This is a genomic window from Novosphingobium sp., assembly GCF_040079535.1.
In the GTDB taxonomy this organism is placed as follows: domain Bacteria; phylum Pseudomonadota; class Alphaproteobacteria; order Sphingomonadales; family Sphingomonadaceae; genus Novosphingobium.
Genome location: NZ_JBEBKB010000017.1, coordinates 1 through 14,115, shown reverse-complemented (window position 1 = coordinate 14,115; position 14,115 = coordinate 1). Strand labels below are relative to the sequence as shown.

15 protein-coding genes are annotated in these 14,115 nt (G+C 61.5%); 5 read left to right on the top strand and 10 right to left on the bottom strand.

All coding sequences use genetic code 11. The annotated features are described in order from the left end of the window. Window positions 1–785: 785 nt before the first annotated feature. The gene (locus ABL914_RS07520; RefSeq protein ID WP_391562558.1) at window positions 786–2,024 is read right to left on the bottom strand and encodes an argininosuccinate synthase; all 1,239 of its coding nucleotides are present in this window, start codon (window positions 2,022–2,024) and stop codon (window positions 786–788) included. Window positions 2,025–2,099: 75 nt separating this feature from the next. On the opposite strand from ABL914_RS07520, the gene ABL914_RS07515 reads away from it, so the two are divergent. Both ABL914_RS07515 and ABL914_RS07510 read left to right on the top strand, forming a co-directional pair. Beyond that, window positions 2,100–2,537 carry a DUF1801 domain-containing protein gene (locus tag ABL914_RS07515; protein ID WP_391562557.1) on the top strand — a complete coding sequence of 146 codons (438 nt, stop codon included), beginning with the start codon at window positions 2,100–2,102 and terminating at the stop codon, window positions 2,535–2,537. 69 nt (window positions 2,538–2,606) lie between these two features. Next, on the top strand, window positions 2,607–3,104 hold the full coding sequence (locus ABL914_RS07510) for a hypothetical protein (RefSeq protein ID WP_391562556.1): 498 nt from the start codon (window positions 2,607–2,609) through the stop codon (window positions 3,102–3,104). A 130-nt stretch (window positions 3,105–3,234) separates the two neighbouring features. Here the strand turns inward: ABL914_RS07510 and ABL914_RS07505 are convergent, their stop codons facing one another. From ABL914_RS07505 to rlmN, 4 genes are all read right to left on the bottom strand, one after another. Next, a complete protein-coding gene (locus ABL914_RS07505; protein WP_391562555.1) occupies window positions 3,235–3,987 on the bottom strand; it encodes an SDR family oxidoreductase in 753 nt (250 codons plus the stop codon). A 40-nt stretch (window positions 3,988–4,027) separates the two neighbouring features. After that, window positions 4,028–4,384: a glycine zipper 2TM domain-containing protein gene (locus ABL914_RS07500; protein WP_391562554.1), complete on the bottom strand. Its 357-nt coding sequence runs from the start codon at window positions 4,382–4,384 to the stop codon at window positions 4,028–4,030. Between the two features lie 165 nt (window positions 4,385–4,549). Further along, window positions 4,550–4,891 (bottom strand): hypothetical protein, encoded by a 342-nt coding sequence (locus tag ABL914_RS07495; RefSeq protein ID WP_391562553.1) that lies wholly within the window; start codon window positions 4,889–4,891, stop codon window positions 4,550–4,552. A 10-nt stretch (window positions 4,892–4,901) separates the two neighbouring features. Next, the gene (gene rlmN, locus ABL914_RS07490; RefSeq protein WP_391562552.1) at window positions 4,902–6,164 is read right to left on the bottom strand and encodes a 23S rRNA (adenine(2503)-C(2))-methyltransferase RlmN; all 1,263 of its coding nucleotides are present in this window, start codon (window positions 6,162–6,164) and stop codon (window positions 4,902–4,904) included. 131 nt (window positions 6,165–6,295) lie between these two features. Here rlmN and ABL914_RS07485 point away from each other — a divergent pair, with 131 nt between their 5' ends. Beyond that, entirely contained in the window at window positions 6,296–6,832 is a 537-nt protein-coding gene (locus ABL914_RS07485) for an outer membrane protein (protein ID WP_391562551.1), read from the top strand. Here ABL914_RS07485 and ABL914_RS07480 read toward each other — a convergent pair. Both ABL914_RS07480 and ABL914_RS07475 read right to left on the bottom strand, forming a co-directional pair. Further along, on the bottom strand, window positions 6,829–7,323 hold the full coding sequence (locus ABL914_RS07480) for a hypothetical protein (RefSeq protein WP_391562550.1): 495 nt from the start codon (window positions 7,321–7,323) through the stop codon (window positions 6,829–6,831). The genes ABL914_RS07485 and ABL914_RS07480 overlap by 4 nt on opposite strands. Further along, window positions 7,320–8,669 (bottom strand): peptide MFS transporter, encoded by a 1,350-nt coding sequence (locus ABL914_RS07475; RefSeq protein ID WP_391562549.1) that lies wholly within the window; start codon window positions 8,667–8,669, stop codon window positions 7,320–7,322. The genes ABL914_RS07480 and ABL914_RS07475 overlap by 4 nt, the downstream gene beginning before the upstream one ends. Window positions 8,670–8,836: 167 nt before the next feature. Here ABL914_RS07475 and ABL914_RS07470 point away from each other — a divergent pair, with 167 nt between their 5' ends. Next, window positions 8,837–10,861, top strand: coding sequence for a GMC family oxidoreductase N-terminal domain-containing protein (locus ABL914_RS07470; RefSeq protein WP_391562548.1), 2,025 nt, complete (start codon window positions 8,837–8,839; stop codon window positions 10,859–10,861). On the opposite strand, the gene ABL914_RS07465 is transcribed toward ABL914_RS07470, so the two are convergent. From ABL914_RS07465 to ABL914_RS07455, 3 genes are read right to left on the bottom strand one after another with little or no spacing between them, the layout of a single operon-like run. Beyond that, window positions 10,858–11,034 (bottom strand): DUF4169 family protein, encoded by a 177-nt coding sequence (locus tag ABL914_RS07465; RefSeq protein ID WP_391562547.1) that lies wholly within the window; start codon window positions 11,032–11,034, stop codon window positions 10,858–10,860. The genes ABL914_RS07470 and ABL914_RS07465 overlap by 4 nt on opposite strands. Window positions 11,035–11,036: 2 nt before the next feature. Beyond that, window positions 11,037–11,525, bottom strand: coding sequence for a GreA/GreB family elongation factor (locus tag ABL914_RS07460; protein WP_391562546.1), 489 nt, complete (start codon window positions 11,523–11,525; stop codon window positions 11,037–11,039). Then, window positions 11,522–13,516 (bottom strand): transglycosylase SLT domain-containing protein, encoded by a 1,995-nt coding sequence (locus ABL914_RS07455; RefSeq protein WP_391562545.1) that lies wholly within the window; start codon window positions 13,514–13,516, stop codon window positions 11,522–11,524. Before ABL914_RS07455 ends, ABL914_RS07460 begins: the two co-directional genes overlap by 4 nt. Before the next feature lie 67 nt (window positions 13,517–13,583). On the opposite strand from ABL914_RS07455, the gene ABL914_RS07450 reads away from it, so the two are divergent. Continuing rightward, on the top strand, window positions 13,584–14,115 hold a 532-nt coding region (locus tag ABL914_RS07450), incomplete at its 3' end, for a dihydrodipicolinate synthase family protein (protein WP_391562544.1).

The following is a 14,115-nucleotide window of genomic DNA, read 5'->3' as shown; positions in this document are numbered from 1 at the left end:
AACCAACAACCCGCTTAAAACCGAAATCTTGTCGTGTCCGGAATGACTGCCACTAGTATTCAGTTTCCAAATACAGCCGCTCCATTGCGCCAAAGCCCCTCTCCACACCAAACCCCCAAAGCAAATGGGGCCAGCGTTGCCGCCAGCCCCAAGATCGCCTGCATGTGCCCGGTCGATTTTGGGCGATCGCCTGTTGCCGTTTGCCTCGCTTCAGGCATCTGCTGGCATCGCTGCCTGCAAGCGCCCTGGATCGGCGTCGCGGTGGTTCCCGAAGGAACCGGCTTTCATCGCCCGGCCACCTCGCCGGCGTCCGGTCCCGTCAGGCGGTCGGCTAGGGTCTTGCGACCTTTGCTTTCCACCTGGCGGTTCCGTGACCGCATCGCCGCTTTGCCGTTCGGGGCTTTCCGTTCCGCGTCTGGCCAAGGCCTTTCGCTTTGCTTTTGCCTTTCCCGGCCGCTGATGATGCGACCTGCTGACTGCGCGTCTTTCGCTGCATTTGCGGTTCGCCAGATTCCGCCCGAAGGCTTCCTGAGGCGTGTTTTCCAACAGAGCTGCGGACATCGCTGCCAGATCGTGAGGTTTAAGTTTTCCCTTGTCCTTTCAGTGGTTTCCCACTGGAACTTCAAGTGCGGTTCCACACTCTCGACACAGACAAGCTGCGCGTCGAAAGTGAGTCGCGCAAGCGAAATCGTACGCAAATTGTCACATGATTGTGGACAAGCCTGCGGATGAACTTGTGGATGCAGGAATCGACTGAACCTGGCTTTTGACTCGCTTGGAATCGCTTAGAAATTGCGCCGATCACGCGTGGCCAGCAGCCGCAGCCGCAGTGCGTTGAGCTTGATGAAGCCGGCGGCGTCCTTCTGATCGTATGCGCCGGCATCGTCCTCAAAGGTCACATGGCGTTCTGAATAGAGCGAGTCGGGCGATTTGCGGCCGACCACCGACGCCGTGCCCTTGTAGAGCTTCAGCCGCACGGTGCCGTTCACTCGCGCCTGCGAGTGATCGATCGCTGCCTGCAGCATCTCGCGCTCAGGCGCGAACCAGAAGCCGTTGTAGATCAGCTCGGCATATTTGGGCATCAACTCGTCCTTGAGGTGCGCCGCGCCGCGATCAAGGGTGATCTGTTCGATCCCGCGATGCGCGCGGGCATAGATTTCGCCACCGGGCGTCTCATACATCCCGCGGCTCTTCATGCCGACGAAGCGGTTCTCAACCAGATCGAGCCGGCCGATCCCATGGCGTTTGCCCAGCGCGTTGAGTGCGGTGAGCAGGGTAGCGGGGCTCATCGCTTCGCCGTTCAGGGCAACGCCGTCACCCTTTTCAAAATCGATGGTGATGTATTCGGGGGTATCGGGTGCATCCTCGGGATTGTCGGTGCGCGAATAGACATAGTCCGGGGTTTCGTTCCACGGATCTTCCAGCACCTTGCCCTCGCTGCTGGTGTGCAGCAGATTGGCGTCGGTGGAAAACGGCGCTTCGCCGCGCTTGTCATTCGGCACCGGGATCTGGTGCTGTTCGGCCCAGGCGATCAGCGCGGTGCGGCTGGTCAGCTCCCATTCGCGCCACGGGGCGATAACCTTGATCTCAGGCGCGAGGGCATAGGCGGAAAGTTCGAACCGGACCTGATCGTTGCCCTTGCCGGTCGCGCCGTGGGCAATCGCATCGGCGCCGGTTTCGCGGGCAATCTCGATCAGCCGCTTGGAGATCAGGGGCCGCGCAATCGAAGTGCCCAGCAGGTAATCGCCTTCATAGCGGGCATTGGCACGCATCATCGGGAACACAAAATCGCGGACGAATTCCTCGCGCATGTCGTCGATATAGATATGTTCATCCGGGACGCCCATCAGCTTGGCCTTGGCCCGCGCGGGTTCCAGTTCCTCACCCTGGCCAAGATCGGCGGTGAAGGTCACCACTTCGCAACCGTAAGTGACTTGCAGCCATTTCAGGATAACCGAGGTATCAAGGCCGCCCGAATAGGCCAGTACGACTTTCTTGATGTCCGGCGTTTTGGCTTCGGTCATGGACTGGCTTTCCGCTGAATTGACGTTAGGTTTCGCCCCGGCCCCTAGGCCAAGCGACATGGGAGGGCAAGGCGGGTGGCGAAGGCCGAACTCAAGACCAAGGCAACACAGGAAAGCGTCGCGGAATTCATCGCTGGCCAACCGGACCAACGCCGCCGGGATGAGGCTGCGGTGATCGATGCCCTGCACCAGCGGGTGACCGGGCTTGAGCCAAGGCTGTGGGGGCCCGGCATCATCGGTTATGGCAGCTATCATTACAGGTATGACAGCGGCAGAGAGGGCACCATGTGCCGCGCCGGTTTCAGTCCGCGCAAAGCGGCGCTGACGCTCTATCTGATGGGCAATTATTGCGACAGACAGGCTGAGGTGGACGATCTTTTTGCGCGCCTTGGCAAGCATTCAACCGGCAAGGCCTGCCTCTATATCAAGAAGCTGGCCGATGTTGATCTGGCGGTGCTGGAACGATTGGTGGCGATCAGTTGGCAGGTGATGAACGAGAAATATCCCGACTAAGCAGCATTGCCTTCCGATTTTGTGACGGTATAACATTCAATCATCGAAGATGGTGAAGGGAATCCGATCATGAAAATGCCGTTGCCAGTGCTTGGTCTTGCCGCACTTTGCCTGATCGGCGTTGCCGCTTCTGGCCCAGCTGCACCGCGCAGCTCCAAATCACCGTTCCTGGGAAAATGGGCGCTGGATGTTGCGACAATGCCGGTCACCTATGGCACACCGCCCAAAAGCGTCACTTATGAATTTGTCGATCTGGGCAACGGGCGCTGGGAAACCCGAATCCACATTGTTGACGATGGCGGCAATCGTGACATTGCGGTCAGCTATCTCCGCGATGGTCTGGCCAATGCCAGCAGCGGCTATGCTGGCGAGGGCGATACCGCCGCTGTCAATTCACCGGCCCCCAATGTTCTGGTGATGAGCCTGGCGCGGGACAAGCAACTGGAATCGGTGCGGACCTATGCGGTTTCTGCCAATGGCCGCGAAATGACCGAAAGCGCTGCCGATGTTGATGATAACGGCGTTCCCTTTGTCCGAAATTTTCGTTTCAGACGGATCGGACGATAAGCGCCTGGCCGGAGCCATTACCGCGCCCGCGTCCGATCCATGTACCAGCCGTATACCCAGGTATTGCCGGAATCGCGCGATTGGCATTGATACCAGCGGCAAGAAGATGGAGCCGAACCGAGTTAGCACGCTATCCGCGGGCGAGGTAGAGCACGTCGCGGGGCTGGGCCAGCAAGTGCTGGCCGGAATCGACAAACAACGTTTCTCCGCTGGCCATCCAGCCCTCGCTCATGAACAGCGCGGCATCGGCCAGTTCCTGTGCGTCGGTTAATCGGTGCAGCAGGTTCATTCGGCCAGACAGTTCATGCTCGGCATCGTGCTGATCGTGGCTGGGCAACATCGCGCCGGGGGCCAGGCCATAGATCCGGCTGGCCGGATCGGTCTGGGCCATGGCAAGCATTTTCACCGTGCTGGCAAAGGCGTGCTTGGCCATCGAGTAGCTGAAGAAATCGGGGTTGGGGTTGGCGATCTTCATATCGAGGAACTGCACGACCCGCTTGCCGCCTGCGGCCTTTGCATCGGCCAGGAAGGCTTGTGCCATGCGGGTCGGAGTTTCGGCATTCACCCGCATCGCTTCGGCGAATATCGCTGGAGACAGACCTTCGGCGCTATCGGGCTTGAACACCGCAGCGCTGTTGATCAGCATCCGCCAATCTTCCAGCCGGGCAGCCAGATCTTCAATCATGTCGAGCGCGACGACACCGTCGATCAGGTTGCAGGCGACGACTTCGGCGCTGGGCAGTGAAGCGGCCAGCTCATTCGCGGCGCTGGCTGAATGGCCGGCATGGATCACCACATGCCAACCGGCCAACCCAAACCGGCGGGCCAGAACCGCGCCGATCCTGCGTGCTGCACCGGTTATAAGAACTGCGGGTCGGGCCATCGCTTATGGTCTTGCGAGCGATGTCCCGCTTGGTCAAGCACTAGCGGCAGCGTGTAGGCCCCTGGGCCAATTCATTTCCAACCAGCGCACCAGCGGCGGCGCCCAGCACCGTGCCGGTCACCCGTTCACCGCGGGTATCGATCGAACGGCCGATCAGAGCACCCAGCGCCGCTCCGGCCAGCAAGCCGACTGTGCCGTTGCTGCGGCGGCAATAGTATCGGCCATCATCACCGCGCCAGTACCGCACCCCATTGTCCGAGGTGCGATAGCGATGATCGCGATCACCGTCATGGTGGCGGCGGCCATGGGCCGGAGCCCAGGAGGGCGGATCGCCAAGGGCGGGAACGGCAGTAATCGCAGTGATTGCGGCCATACTCGCTAGAATAGTCTTTTTCATTGGCCGTTCCTTCTCGCTGTTATGATCGTGAGCATGGCCAAGAATGCAGGGACAAAAACAACCAGCGATTAACGCTGCGATGAACCGAGCAAGACTGCGGCCAAGCGGGCGAAGTAAACGGCAAGCTGCGTTCTGCCCTGCCATATCCTGCGCCGAACCGTTGGCTTAGTGGTCGCCGTGACCAGAGTGCGCTGAGTGATCGATTTCGGCTGGGGCCGGACTTACTAGGGCTTTTGGCGCGGTGCTGGCCGCAGGCTTGCTCTCGATTTTCCTAAAAGCGTCGGGTGCGGCTTTGCGCGGCGGCTTTTGAATCGCTTTGCTGGCCGGGCGAACCAGTACGGCTGCCGTTGGTGCATTGGCAGCTTTGGTATTGTCCTGGGCGGCAGCGCTAGTGGCGGGCTGGATCGGCAGATCCTTGATCGGTGCGGCTTCGGTTTCACCGATCAGCGGCGGTTCTGGCGGAGTTTCGCCCGATGAACAGGCGACTAACGCCAGCAGCGCGAACAAGGATAGGACCCTAGCCAAGCGCAGCCTGCTTTTCATCAGCCAGCCGGTCCAGCTCGGCCCGACTGAGCTTCTGGGCGGTGGTCTTCAGCTGGCCGCAGGCGGCATCGATATCGCGCCCGCGCGGAGTGCGGACCGGGGCACTGATCCCGGCTTCAAACACGATATCGGAAAAGCGTTTGATCCGATCGGGCGCTGAACATTCATAAATCGCGCCGGGCCATGGGTTGAACGGGATCAGGTTTACCTTGGCAAACAGCCGGTATTTCTTGATCAGCCGAACCAGTTCGCGGGCATCATCATCGCTGTCATTCTTGTCCTTTAGCATCACATATTCAAACGTGATGCGGCGGGCATTGCTGGCCTTGGGATAGTCTGCACAGGCCTGCAACAGGTCTTCTAGGCCGTATTTGCGATTGATCGGGACGATTTCATCGCGGACGGTCTTGTTGGTGGCGTGGAGTGAAACGGCCAGATTAACGCCGATTTCATCCCCGCAGCGGGCCATCATCGGCACCACGCCGCTGGTAGAAAGCGTGATCCGACGCCGCGACAGGCCCAGTCCATCGCCGTCCATAACCAGCTTCAGCGCATCACGGACGTTGTCGAAATTGTACAGCGGCTCGCCCATGCCCATCATCACGATATTGGTCAGCAAACGGCCATCGGCAGAATAGCCGCCATCATCATCAACTAGATCATCGCCCAGCACGGCCAGATCGGCCTGGCCTGCGCGCGGCCATTCACCTAGCGCATCGCGGGCCAGCATCACTTGCCCCACGATTTCACCCGGGGTCAGATTGCGCACCAGCCGCATCGTCCCGGTGTGGCAGAACCGGCAATTGAGTGTGCAGCCAACCTGACTGGAAACGCACAGCGTGCCGCGATCGGCATCGGGGATGAAGACCATTTCGAACTCATGCCCGTCGGCGGTTTTCAGCAGCCACTTGCGGGTGCCATCACTGGAATGCTGGCTGAGCACGGTTTCGGGCCGGCCAATAACAAACCGTTCGGTCAGCCATGGCCGCATCGTCTTGGCGATATCGGTCATCACTTCGAAATCGGTGGCGCCGCGATGATAGAGCCAGTGGAACACCTGTTTGGCGCGCAGCTTGGCGGCCTTGGGATCAAGCCCGGCCTCCAGGAACAGCGCTGTTATCTGGCTTTTGGGCAGCCCGATCAGATCAAGGCGGCCATCTTCACGCGGTGTAACCGCGCGCGGGGTGGGGACGGGATCGATCTGTCCCGGAATCGGCATAAGTGCGGTGTCGGCCATAAGGGGGCGGCCTATAGGCGCAAACCCATGCTCTCGCCAGTCTGCAGTTGTGGCCGCCAGAAGCGGCTCTGTAACCCAAGCAGCCTTTTGCGCGAATAGTCTTGGAATTCGTTGCAAAGGAGCAAGCCCGGATGAACCCTCAATACCGCCTTATTACCATTGGCGCGGCACTTGCTGCTTTGGGATCAGCCCTGCCGGCTCAGGCAGAAGCCCCGCAGTTGCGCGTGGCGGCTATTGCCGGGCTGGAACGGACCGATGCGGCGCCCGGTACCGGCGCACAGGACGGATTCTACTACGGGGTTCAGCTTGGCGCTGACTGGGATCTGGGCAGCGTTCAAGTGGGCGTGGAAGGCGAGCTGGGCGATTCAACCGCGGCCGCTCTCAACCTGCCAGGTCAGCCAGCCCAGGGTCTGTTCGGCAATGCCGCAGTGCGGCTGGCCGTTTCGCTGACCGGCCGATCGCGGGTGTTTGTGCGCGGCGGCTATGCCTATCACAAAATCAACAGCACGCTCGGACCCGATTTTGAAGGCCACGGCTATGTTGTGGGCGGCGGGGCAGAAGTCGATCTGGCCAACAACCTGTTTGTGCGCGGTGAATATCGCTTCTCAAACTACGGCCAGAGTGTGCGCGGGCAGCACTTTGTGGGCGGAGTAGGGCTGCGGTTCTAGCTTACCCGCGCGCAAGCCACAGCCGCTGCGTCCATTGCGGTGGCTGCTCCATCCAGATTCCAGGTGTTGGAGAAGCCCTGACCGTTGGCGCCGCGCGCGCTAACGGTCATTTCCCGGGCGCTGCGCATTGCTGCCATGATCGCCGCATCGCCGCGCTTGTCAGCCGCCCACGCATCTGCGCTGCCGCCGGTCAGCGCTATCTTTTGATTGCCGATTGAAAGTACGATTGGTGCGTTTGGCTGAAGCTTGCGCGACAGACGAAAGTGGACCTGCCCCTTGATCTGCGCGCGCGGCCACCAGGCCACATCGGCATAGGGCTGGAAATCGCGGGCTTTGCTGGAAGGTGCGGCCATCGCGATGGCATAACAGCGCGGCGCAGCGGGATCGCGGAACACCCCCCAATTGCCAAACATGCCCAGCGCATCGCGCGCCAGCGCCGGTGCGGCTGACAAGGCGAGTGCAGCAATCGCAAATCGGGCAGCGCGGATCATGCCGGGCCAGGTTCCAACGCGCGCGACAGCGGGCGATTGAGCGCAAACAGGATCGCCGCCCCAATCAGGCCGATCGCGCCGTCCATCGTCCAGAACGCGGCAGGGCTCATCTGATCATAATAACTGCCGATATATCCGGCCAGGGTATGGGCCAGAAACGGACAGAGAAATGCCGCGCCAACCAGAGTGGAGTTGATCTTGGCCGGGGCAACCCGGCTGACCAGCGAAAGCGCAGTGGGCCAATAATACATCCAGCCCAGCCCCATGCCCAGAAACGCAATCAGCGCCAGCACGACCGAAACCGATTGCGGTGCCGGAGAAAACCAGCTGGCCCCGGCCATGACCAGCGCGAAAACTCCGGTCAGCAATGTCCCGATTGCGATTTTGCCAACGCTATCGGGCTCACGCCTGACGCGGGCCTGCGCAGCCCACAGGGCCAGCAGGATCGGTGCAGCGATGATTGACCCGATTGAATCAACTGAACCAAACCAGGGCGCCGGGATCCATCCCAGCGCAACCTGCTGTTTGACCCAGACGATCCCGATTGACCAGACCATTGGATAGGTGATTTCGGCCGGAATGATCAGCGCGATAACTGCTGCCAAAGCCCATACCTGGCGCCGCTCATCCGGCGTCAGCGGGGTTTTGGCGGCCTGTTTGATTTCCTGCGGCGGCGTTTCGGGCAGATGGCGTTGCCCGGCCAGATAGGCAACCAGGGCCAGCAGCATCAGCGCAGCCGCCACGGCAAAGCCGGCGTGCCAGCCATAGATGGCATAGACCGCCCCGGTGATCAGCGGGCCGCTGGCTGCGCCGATATTGATCCCGGTTGAAAAGATTGCAAAGCCGCGATCGCGCATCGATGCCGCTTCGCGCGGATAGAGCGTGCCAACTTGCGCCGAAATATTGCCCTTGAGGCAGCCCGAACCAAGGATCAGCAGCAGCAGCGCCAGCAGGAACGATTGGTCAAACGTCATCGCAAGATGCCCGGCGCTCATCAGCAAGGCACCCAGCACCACGGTGCGCTTTTTGCCCAGGATCCGGTCTGCGATCCAGCCGCCCAGGATCGGGGTCAGATAGACCAGCCCCGAATACCAGCCATAAACGATTGAAGCGAACGCCAGATTGCTCATCGGCCCGGAAACCTCGATCGCCGATCGCAGCGCCGCCAGCCCGGCAACATTTGCCGCATGTTCGGGCAGCAACAGTTGCTCGATCATGTAGAGCGTCAGCAGCGCAGTCATCCCGTAATAGGAAAACCGTTCCCACATTTCTGTGAAGGCCAGATAGGCCAGCCCCTTTGGGTGGCCAAGGAACGATTTGTCGGCAGCTGGCGATGTGGTTGTCATTGGGGCTTTGATTCCTCTGCTTGCCCGTATCGTTAGAGCAATGTCCGCTGCTGGCAAGGCAGCGCAGGTCGATCCGTGGCAGAGCCCCTTGGCAGGCCTGATATTGCCCGATACAACGCTGAAAAACGGGCGCTAAATCTATCACCACCACTTGGGGGAGGCGGCCGTTGAAACTTCCGTTTGATCATGCGCAGTTGCGCTTCCTGAAAGCTTTGGCCGAAGCGCTGTTCGACGAATTCGATGCGCTGGCGATCCCGATCGATCAGGTGATCGATAACATCCAGCGGTTGTTTGCCCAGATTGGCGGAACCAAGGCCAGGGAAATCAGCGCATCGCTGCGGCTGGCAGAGCTGGCGATGGCCCCGTTTTTTACCGGGCTTTCGATTGAAGATCGCAAGGCCCGGATAAAAAGCCGGATGCAGAACACCCAGTTTGATGCCTTTCAAGACATGGCAAAGCTGCGCTCGATCATCTATTTTGGTTACTATGGCCACTGGATCGATCCGATCGGGCAGACCAATCTTGATGGCGGGCAAAGCGCCAACAAGGACAATCCGGTGCTGAAGCAGATCGGCTTCATACTGCCCAAATTCCGCCGGCGCGGAGGCGGCGAGGTTCCACTGAAGCGGATCGAAGGCCGCGAGATCGCAGCCGAACATGTCCTGCCGATTGATCTGGTGCCGCAAGACATCGATGTGATCGTGGTAGGATCGGGATCGGGCGGGGCCGTTTCCGCGCACAATCTGGCCATGCGTGGTTACAAGGTGTTGGTGATAGAGGCCGGGCCGTTCATGCCATCGCCAAAGATCACCCATGAAGAGCGCGCGATGGTGCCCGCGCTGTTCAAGCACGGCGCGCTGCAATCCTCGCGTGACAATGATTTTATCGTGTTTCAGGGCCGCAATGTTGGCGGATCGCCCACGATCAACAACGGCATTTGCCTGCGGATGAAGGGGGATCGGCTTAGCCATCCGATGGCCGCAGATGTCTTTGCCAAATGGGCCAGCATCGGCGCGCCAATCGATGAGGCGCGCTTTACCGCCAGCTATGATGCGGTGGCCGTTGATCTGGGGATTGATCCGGCAGAGCCGCGATCGGGCAAGACCAATGGCACCCATCTGATCAGAGGTTGGGGCGAATTCGCGGCAAAATCTGATGATCCTTGGTTCAAGGCCGCAAAAGCCGGCTGGGTGAACAAGAATTTTGGCCCGCCGGGCACTGCTGCGGCCTGCGCATATTGCGGCTATTGCAACACCGGCTGCCCCTATGGCCGCAAGATGGGGATGGGCCAGACCTATCTGCCCTGGGCCTGCACCAATTACGGCATGCGAATTCTGGCCGAAACCAAGGTTGAAAAGATCCTCTGGGCCCGCGGGACCAAAGGCAAGCGCCGCGCTGTCGGGGTGGAAGTGGTCGATAACGATGGCATGGTCCACGTGATCCAGGCGCGCAAAGGCGTGGTTGTAGCGGCGGGAACGATTGCCAGCTCGTTGTTGCTTGATCGCAGCGGAATTGCCGGCACTGGCCACCAGATCTCGCTCAACGTCGCCTCGCCGATCATCGCGTTGATGCCCGAAGGGGCCACTCCGGCGTGGGACGAGGATCAGATGACCAGCGTGGTCGATTGCGGTGAGTTTTTGCTCGAAAGCCATTTTCAGCCGCCGATGTCGATGAGCTCGATGATGCCCGGCTGGTTTGGCGATATGGACCGGCGGATGCGGGCCTATGGCCGGGTCTGTTCGTCCGGGATCCTGTTTCCCGCCGATCGGCGCGGGAATCTGGTTGGGGGCAAGCTGGATATGAAGCTGACGCTGGATGACATCCACCTGATCCGCCGCGCATCGGCCACGCTGGCGCGGGTCCATTTCGAAGCCGGCGCGCTGGAGGTCTACCCGGCCTTGATGAAAGGCCAGACGCTGACCCCGGCGATGGATGTGGATGCCTTCTACCGCGAGGCGGTGAAAGAGGCGGACGATATCACCCTGTCCAGCTCACACCCGCAAGGCGGCAACCCGATGCATCAGGATCCCAGCGAAGGCGTGGTCGATCTGGAATGCAGGCTGCACGGCGCGGAAAACGTGCTGGTGACAGACGCCAGCGTGTTCCCCAGTTGCATCCGGGTCAACGCGCAGTACACCACCATGGCGATGGCGCATTATGCCACTGGGTTTGGGGATGTGTTTGGGGGCTAGGGTTCAAGCTTGAGGCCATCGAGCGCGCGCTCCGTGCGCTCCGCTTCGGCCTTGGCGCGAACTCGCTCGGCCTTGGTCAGCCCGTGCCGGGCGCGGTTGGTATCGGCGGTTTTGGCAGCCTGGGTGCGGGCTTTGGCCTTGCGGGCGCGGCGCAGGTTGACGATCTCGGCCATGGTCAGGCTCCTTCGGGATAGCTGACGGCGACTACTTCCCATTCCTTTTCACCGCCGGGCAGGAACACCCGGCGCAGATCGCCCACTGCTGCGCCGCGCAGGGCTTTGGCCATGGGCGCGCTCCAGCCGATCAGGTTCTTGCTTGCGTCTTGTTCGTCATCACCAACCAGCGTCAACACGCGCTGGATGTCATCCTCATCTGCGATGGCAACGGTGGCGCCGAACCACACCCGGGTGCGATCCTCTTGGCGGGCTGGATCGATCACCCGGCAGTTTTTCATCCGCCGCGCCAGGTGTGCCAGCTCGCGGTCAATCTCGCGCATCCGCTTGCGGCCATACAGGTAATCGCCGTTTTCGCTGCGATCGCCGTTGCCCGCCGCCCAGCTGACGATTTCGGTGATCGCCGGGCGTTCGGTGCCCAGCAGGTGATCATAGCGCGCGCGCAGCGCGGCCATTCCGGCTGGCGTAATGGGCGGGCCGTCAGGCTTCATCCGGGATAGGGCTTGCCCAGGAAATGGCTGAGCGGGTTGGCTCCCTTGTAGCTGGCCCGGCCCGGGTATAACGCTTCATAGACCACCGCATTTTCCAGCACCCGCTGCACATATCCGCGGGTTTCGGTAATCGGAATCTTCTCAATCCATTCAACCCAGTCAATCCCGCCGTTTCTGGGATCGCCGTTCAGGCGCAGCCACTTGTTCACGTTGCCGGGCCCAGCGTTGTAGGCGGCGATCGCCAGCGGCCAGCAGCCGTTATAGTAATCGAGCATCCGCATGAAATAGCCGCTGCCAAGGGTCAGGTTGTAACCCGCATCAAGCGTTAGCGCCTGCCGATCATAGCTGAGCCCCATCTTGCCAGCCTGTTCGCGTGCGGTGCCCGGCATCAGTTGCATCAGCCCGCGCGCGCCAGCGTGGCTAACGGCGTTCATCGCGAACTGGCTTTCCTGCCGGGTAATCATGTGCACCGCGGTCCAATTGGCGCCTTGCGGAACCGGGATCAGCGGGAACGAGATGGTGCGAAAATTGCCGAACCCATCGGAATGGGCAGCCTGGCCCAGGATCACGCCCAGATCGCGCCGCCCGATCTGGCGGGCCAGATCGGCCACCAGCACGTGATCGGCCTCAGTCTCCGCCTGATCGGCGATTTCCTTGAAAAAGCGTACCGCCGTGGGCCAATCGCTTTCACGGGCCAGCTCGCGCACCGCCCGGGTCAACGGGCGGGCTTCAAAAGCGGCGCGCTGCTGCGCGGTCGGGACCACGCTGGGCGCGCTGGCCAGCGGCGGCAACGCGCGGCCCAGCCGTTCCAGCGCAAGCATGCCGTAATACTGATCGGGGTATTGCCCGGCCAATTCGAAGTATTGCGCAGCGCCAGCCTTGTCCCCGGCCTGGGCCAGCGCGCGGCCGGCCCAGTAGAAGCCTTTGGCCCGGGTCTGCGGGCTGCGGGCGGCCATGCCATAGCGGTAGAACAGCGGCGCGGCGCGGCGGCCATCACCCTGCGCCCACAGTGCCTTGGTACCGCCCAGCCACATCAGCGAGGTGTAATCATCCCGCACCGCAAAGCTTTGCCGGCTGACATCGGTGCCGGGTGCAAACATATCATCGACCGAACCGGCGATTGCCACAGCGGTAGACGCATCAGACTTGCGCGCGACGGCCAGCAATTCTGCAATCCATTTGCGCGGTTCACGCGGCGGAACCGCAAAGCGCGGGCGGTTGATCAGCACGGTTGCCGCGCTGCCTGGCTGACTGTGGTTACGCAGATAGCGGCTGCGGTTATAGACGTAACCCGCATCTCCGGCAGCTTCCGGCCCGGCGGTCAATGCCAGGCTGGCTGGATCCTGCCCCTTGGCCATCGCCAGCCGCGCAGCGAAAGTGGCCCGGCGCGCGGGCGATACATTGATGATCTGGCGTTCGGCCTGGCTGGCCGCACCCGCCCACAGCAGCGCATCCATGCGCGCGTCGTGATCGGCCTGGGTCAGGCTGGGCCCGATCCGTGCAAACAGGGCGGCTTCTGCCGCATCGCTCATCGGTCCGCCGCGCCAGGCTTCGCGTGCAGCGGTGCCGGCTTCGGGCCGCCCCAGCGCATAAAGTGCCAGCGCATAGTGCGCGCGGCCAGAATTGGTTTGCGCCGGGAAGCGGCTGAAATAGGTGACGATCTGCTGCGGCGGCACAGCCTCGCGATCAAGCGCGGCTTCGGCATGGCCGCGCAACTTTGCCTCTTCAGGCAGGCCGGGATAGACCAGCAGGAAGCTGGAATAATCGTAAAAGCTATAGCCGGCTGATTTGCTGAGGATCTTCCAGCGCTCAATCGCCATGGCCATATCGCCCGGCGGCAATGCCGATAGATCGGCCCTTGCCTTGTCCCACTGGCGGCCGTCTTCGCCCATCACAGTGTCATCGCTGCCGTCTTGCGCATGGGCAAGGGCAGGGGTGAAAGCCAGCAATGCCAGCACGGCGATGGTGGTCTTGCGATGCATGCTGGACATTCTGCGGAAACGCTCCTTATGGCAGGCTGAACAGGCGCCCTATGGGACAAGCGCGGGGAAATAGGCAATGTTTTCGGGTTCGATACCGGCTCTGGTGACTCCTTTTCGCGACGGAGTGATTGACGAGGCTGCTTTCCGGCGGCTGGTAGAGTGGCAAGTGGCTGAAGGATCAAGCGCTTTGGTCCCTTGCGGAACCACCGGCGAAGCACCAACCCTGACCAACGAAGAACAGCACCGCTTGTTCGAAGTTTGCGTCGAAGCGGCCAGCGGCAAGGTTCCGGTGATCGCGGGCTGCGGATCGAACGACACCCAGACCGCCAAGTGGCATATGCAGGTGGCCAGGGAACTGGGCTGCCAGGCGGCGCTGATGGTTGCCCCCTATTACAACCGCCCCACCCAGGCCGGGCTGCTGGCGCATTTCAGCTATCTGGCCGAAGCGGTTGATCTGCCGATGGTGCTTTACAATGTGCCGGGCCGCACCGTGACCGATATCAAACCTGAAACCGTGATCGAACTGGCCCGGCGTTTTCCCGGTCGGATTGTCGGCATCAAGGACGCCAGCGGCGATATGACCCGGCTGACCGCGCACCGCCTGGGGC

What these genes read in the sequence shown, in the direction of transcription:
- ABL914_RS07455 (WP_391562545.1), bottom strand. Translation starts at nt 13,516, where the DNA reads ATGTCCAGCATGCATCGCAAGACCACCATCGCCGTGCTGGCATTGCTG.
- ABL914_RS07475 (WP_391562549.1), bottom strand. Translation starts at nt 8,669, where the DNA reads ATGACAACCACATCGCCAGCTGCCGACAAATCGTTCCTTGGCCACCCA.
- ABL914_RS07505 (WP_391562555.1), bottom strand. Translation starts at nt 3,987, where the DNA reads ATGGCCCGACCCGCAGTTCTTATAACCGGTGCAGCACGCAGGATCGGC.
- ABL914_RS07520 (WP_391562558.1), bottom strand. Translation starts at nt 2,024, where the DNA reads ATGACCGAAGCCAAAACGCCGGACATCAAGAAAGTCGTACTGGCCTAT.
- ABL914_RS07485 (WP_391562551.1), top strand. Translation starts at nt 6,296, where the DNA reads ATGAACCCTCAATACCGCCTTATTACCATTGGCGCGGCACTTGCTGCT.
- ABL914_RS07500 (WP_391562554.1), bottom strand. Translation starts at nt 4,384, where the DNA reads ATGAAAAAGACTATTCTAGCGAGTATGGCCGCAATCACTGCGATTACT.
- ABL914_RS07465 (WP_391562547.1), bottom strand. Translation starts at nt 11,034, where the DNA reads ATGGCCGAGATCGTCAACCTGCGCCGCGCCCGCAAGGCCAAAGCCCGC.
- ABL914_RS07480 (WP_391562550.1), bottom strand. Translation starts at nt 7,323, where the DNA reads ATGATCCGCGCTGCCCGATTTGCGATTGCTGCACTCGCCTTGTCAGCC.
- rlmN (WP_391562552.1), bottom strand. Translation starts at nt 6,164, where the DNA reads ATGGCCGACACCGCACTTATGCCGATTCCGGGACAGATCGATCCCGTC.
- ABL914_RS07460 (WP_391562546.1), bottom strand. Translation starts at nt 11,525, where the DNA reads ATGAAGCCTGACGGCCCGCCCATTACGCCAGCCGGAATGGCCGCGCTG.
- ABL914_RS07510 (WP_391562556.1), top strand. Translation starts at nt 2,607, where the DNA reads ATGAAAATGCCGTTGCCAGTGCTTGGTCTTGCCGCACTTTGCCTGATC.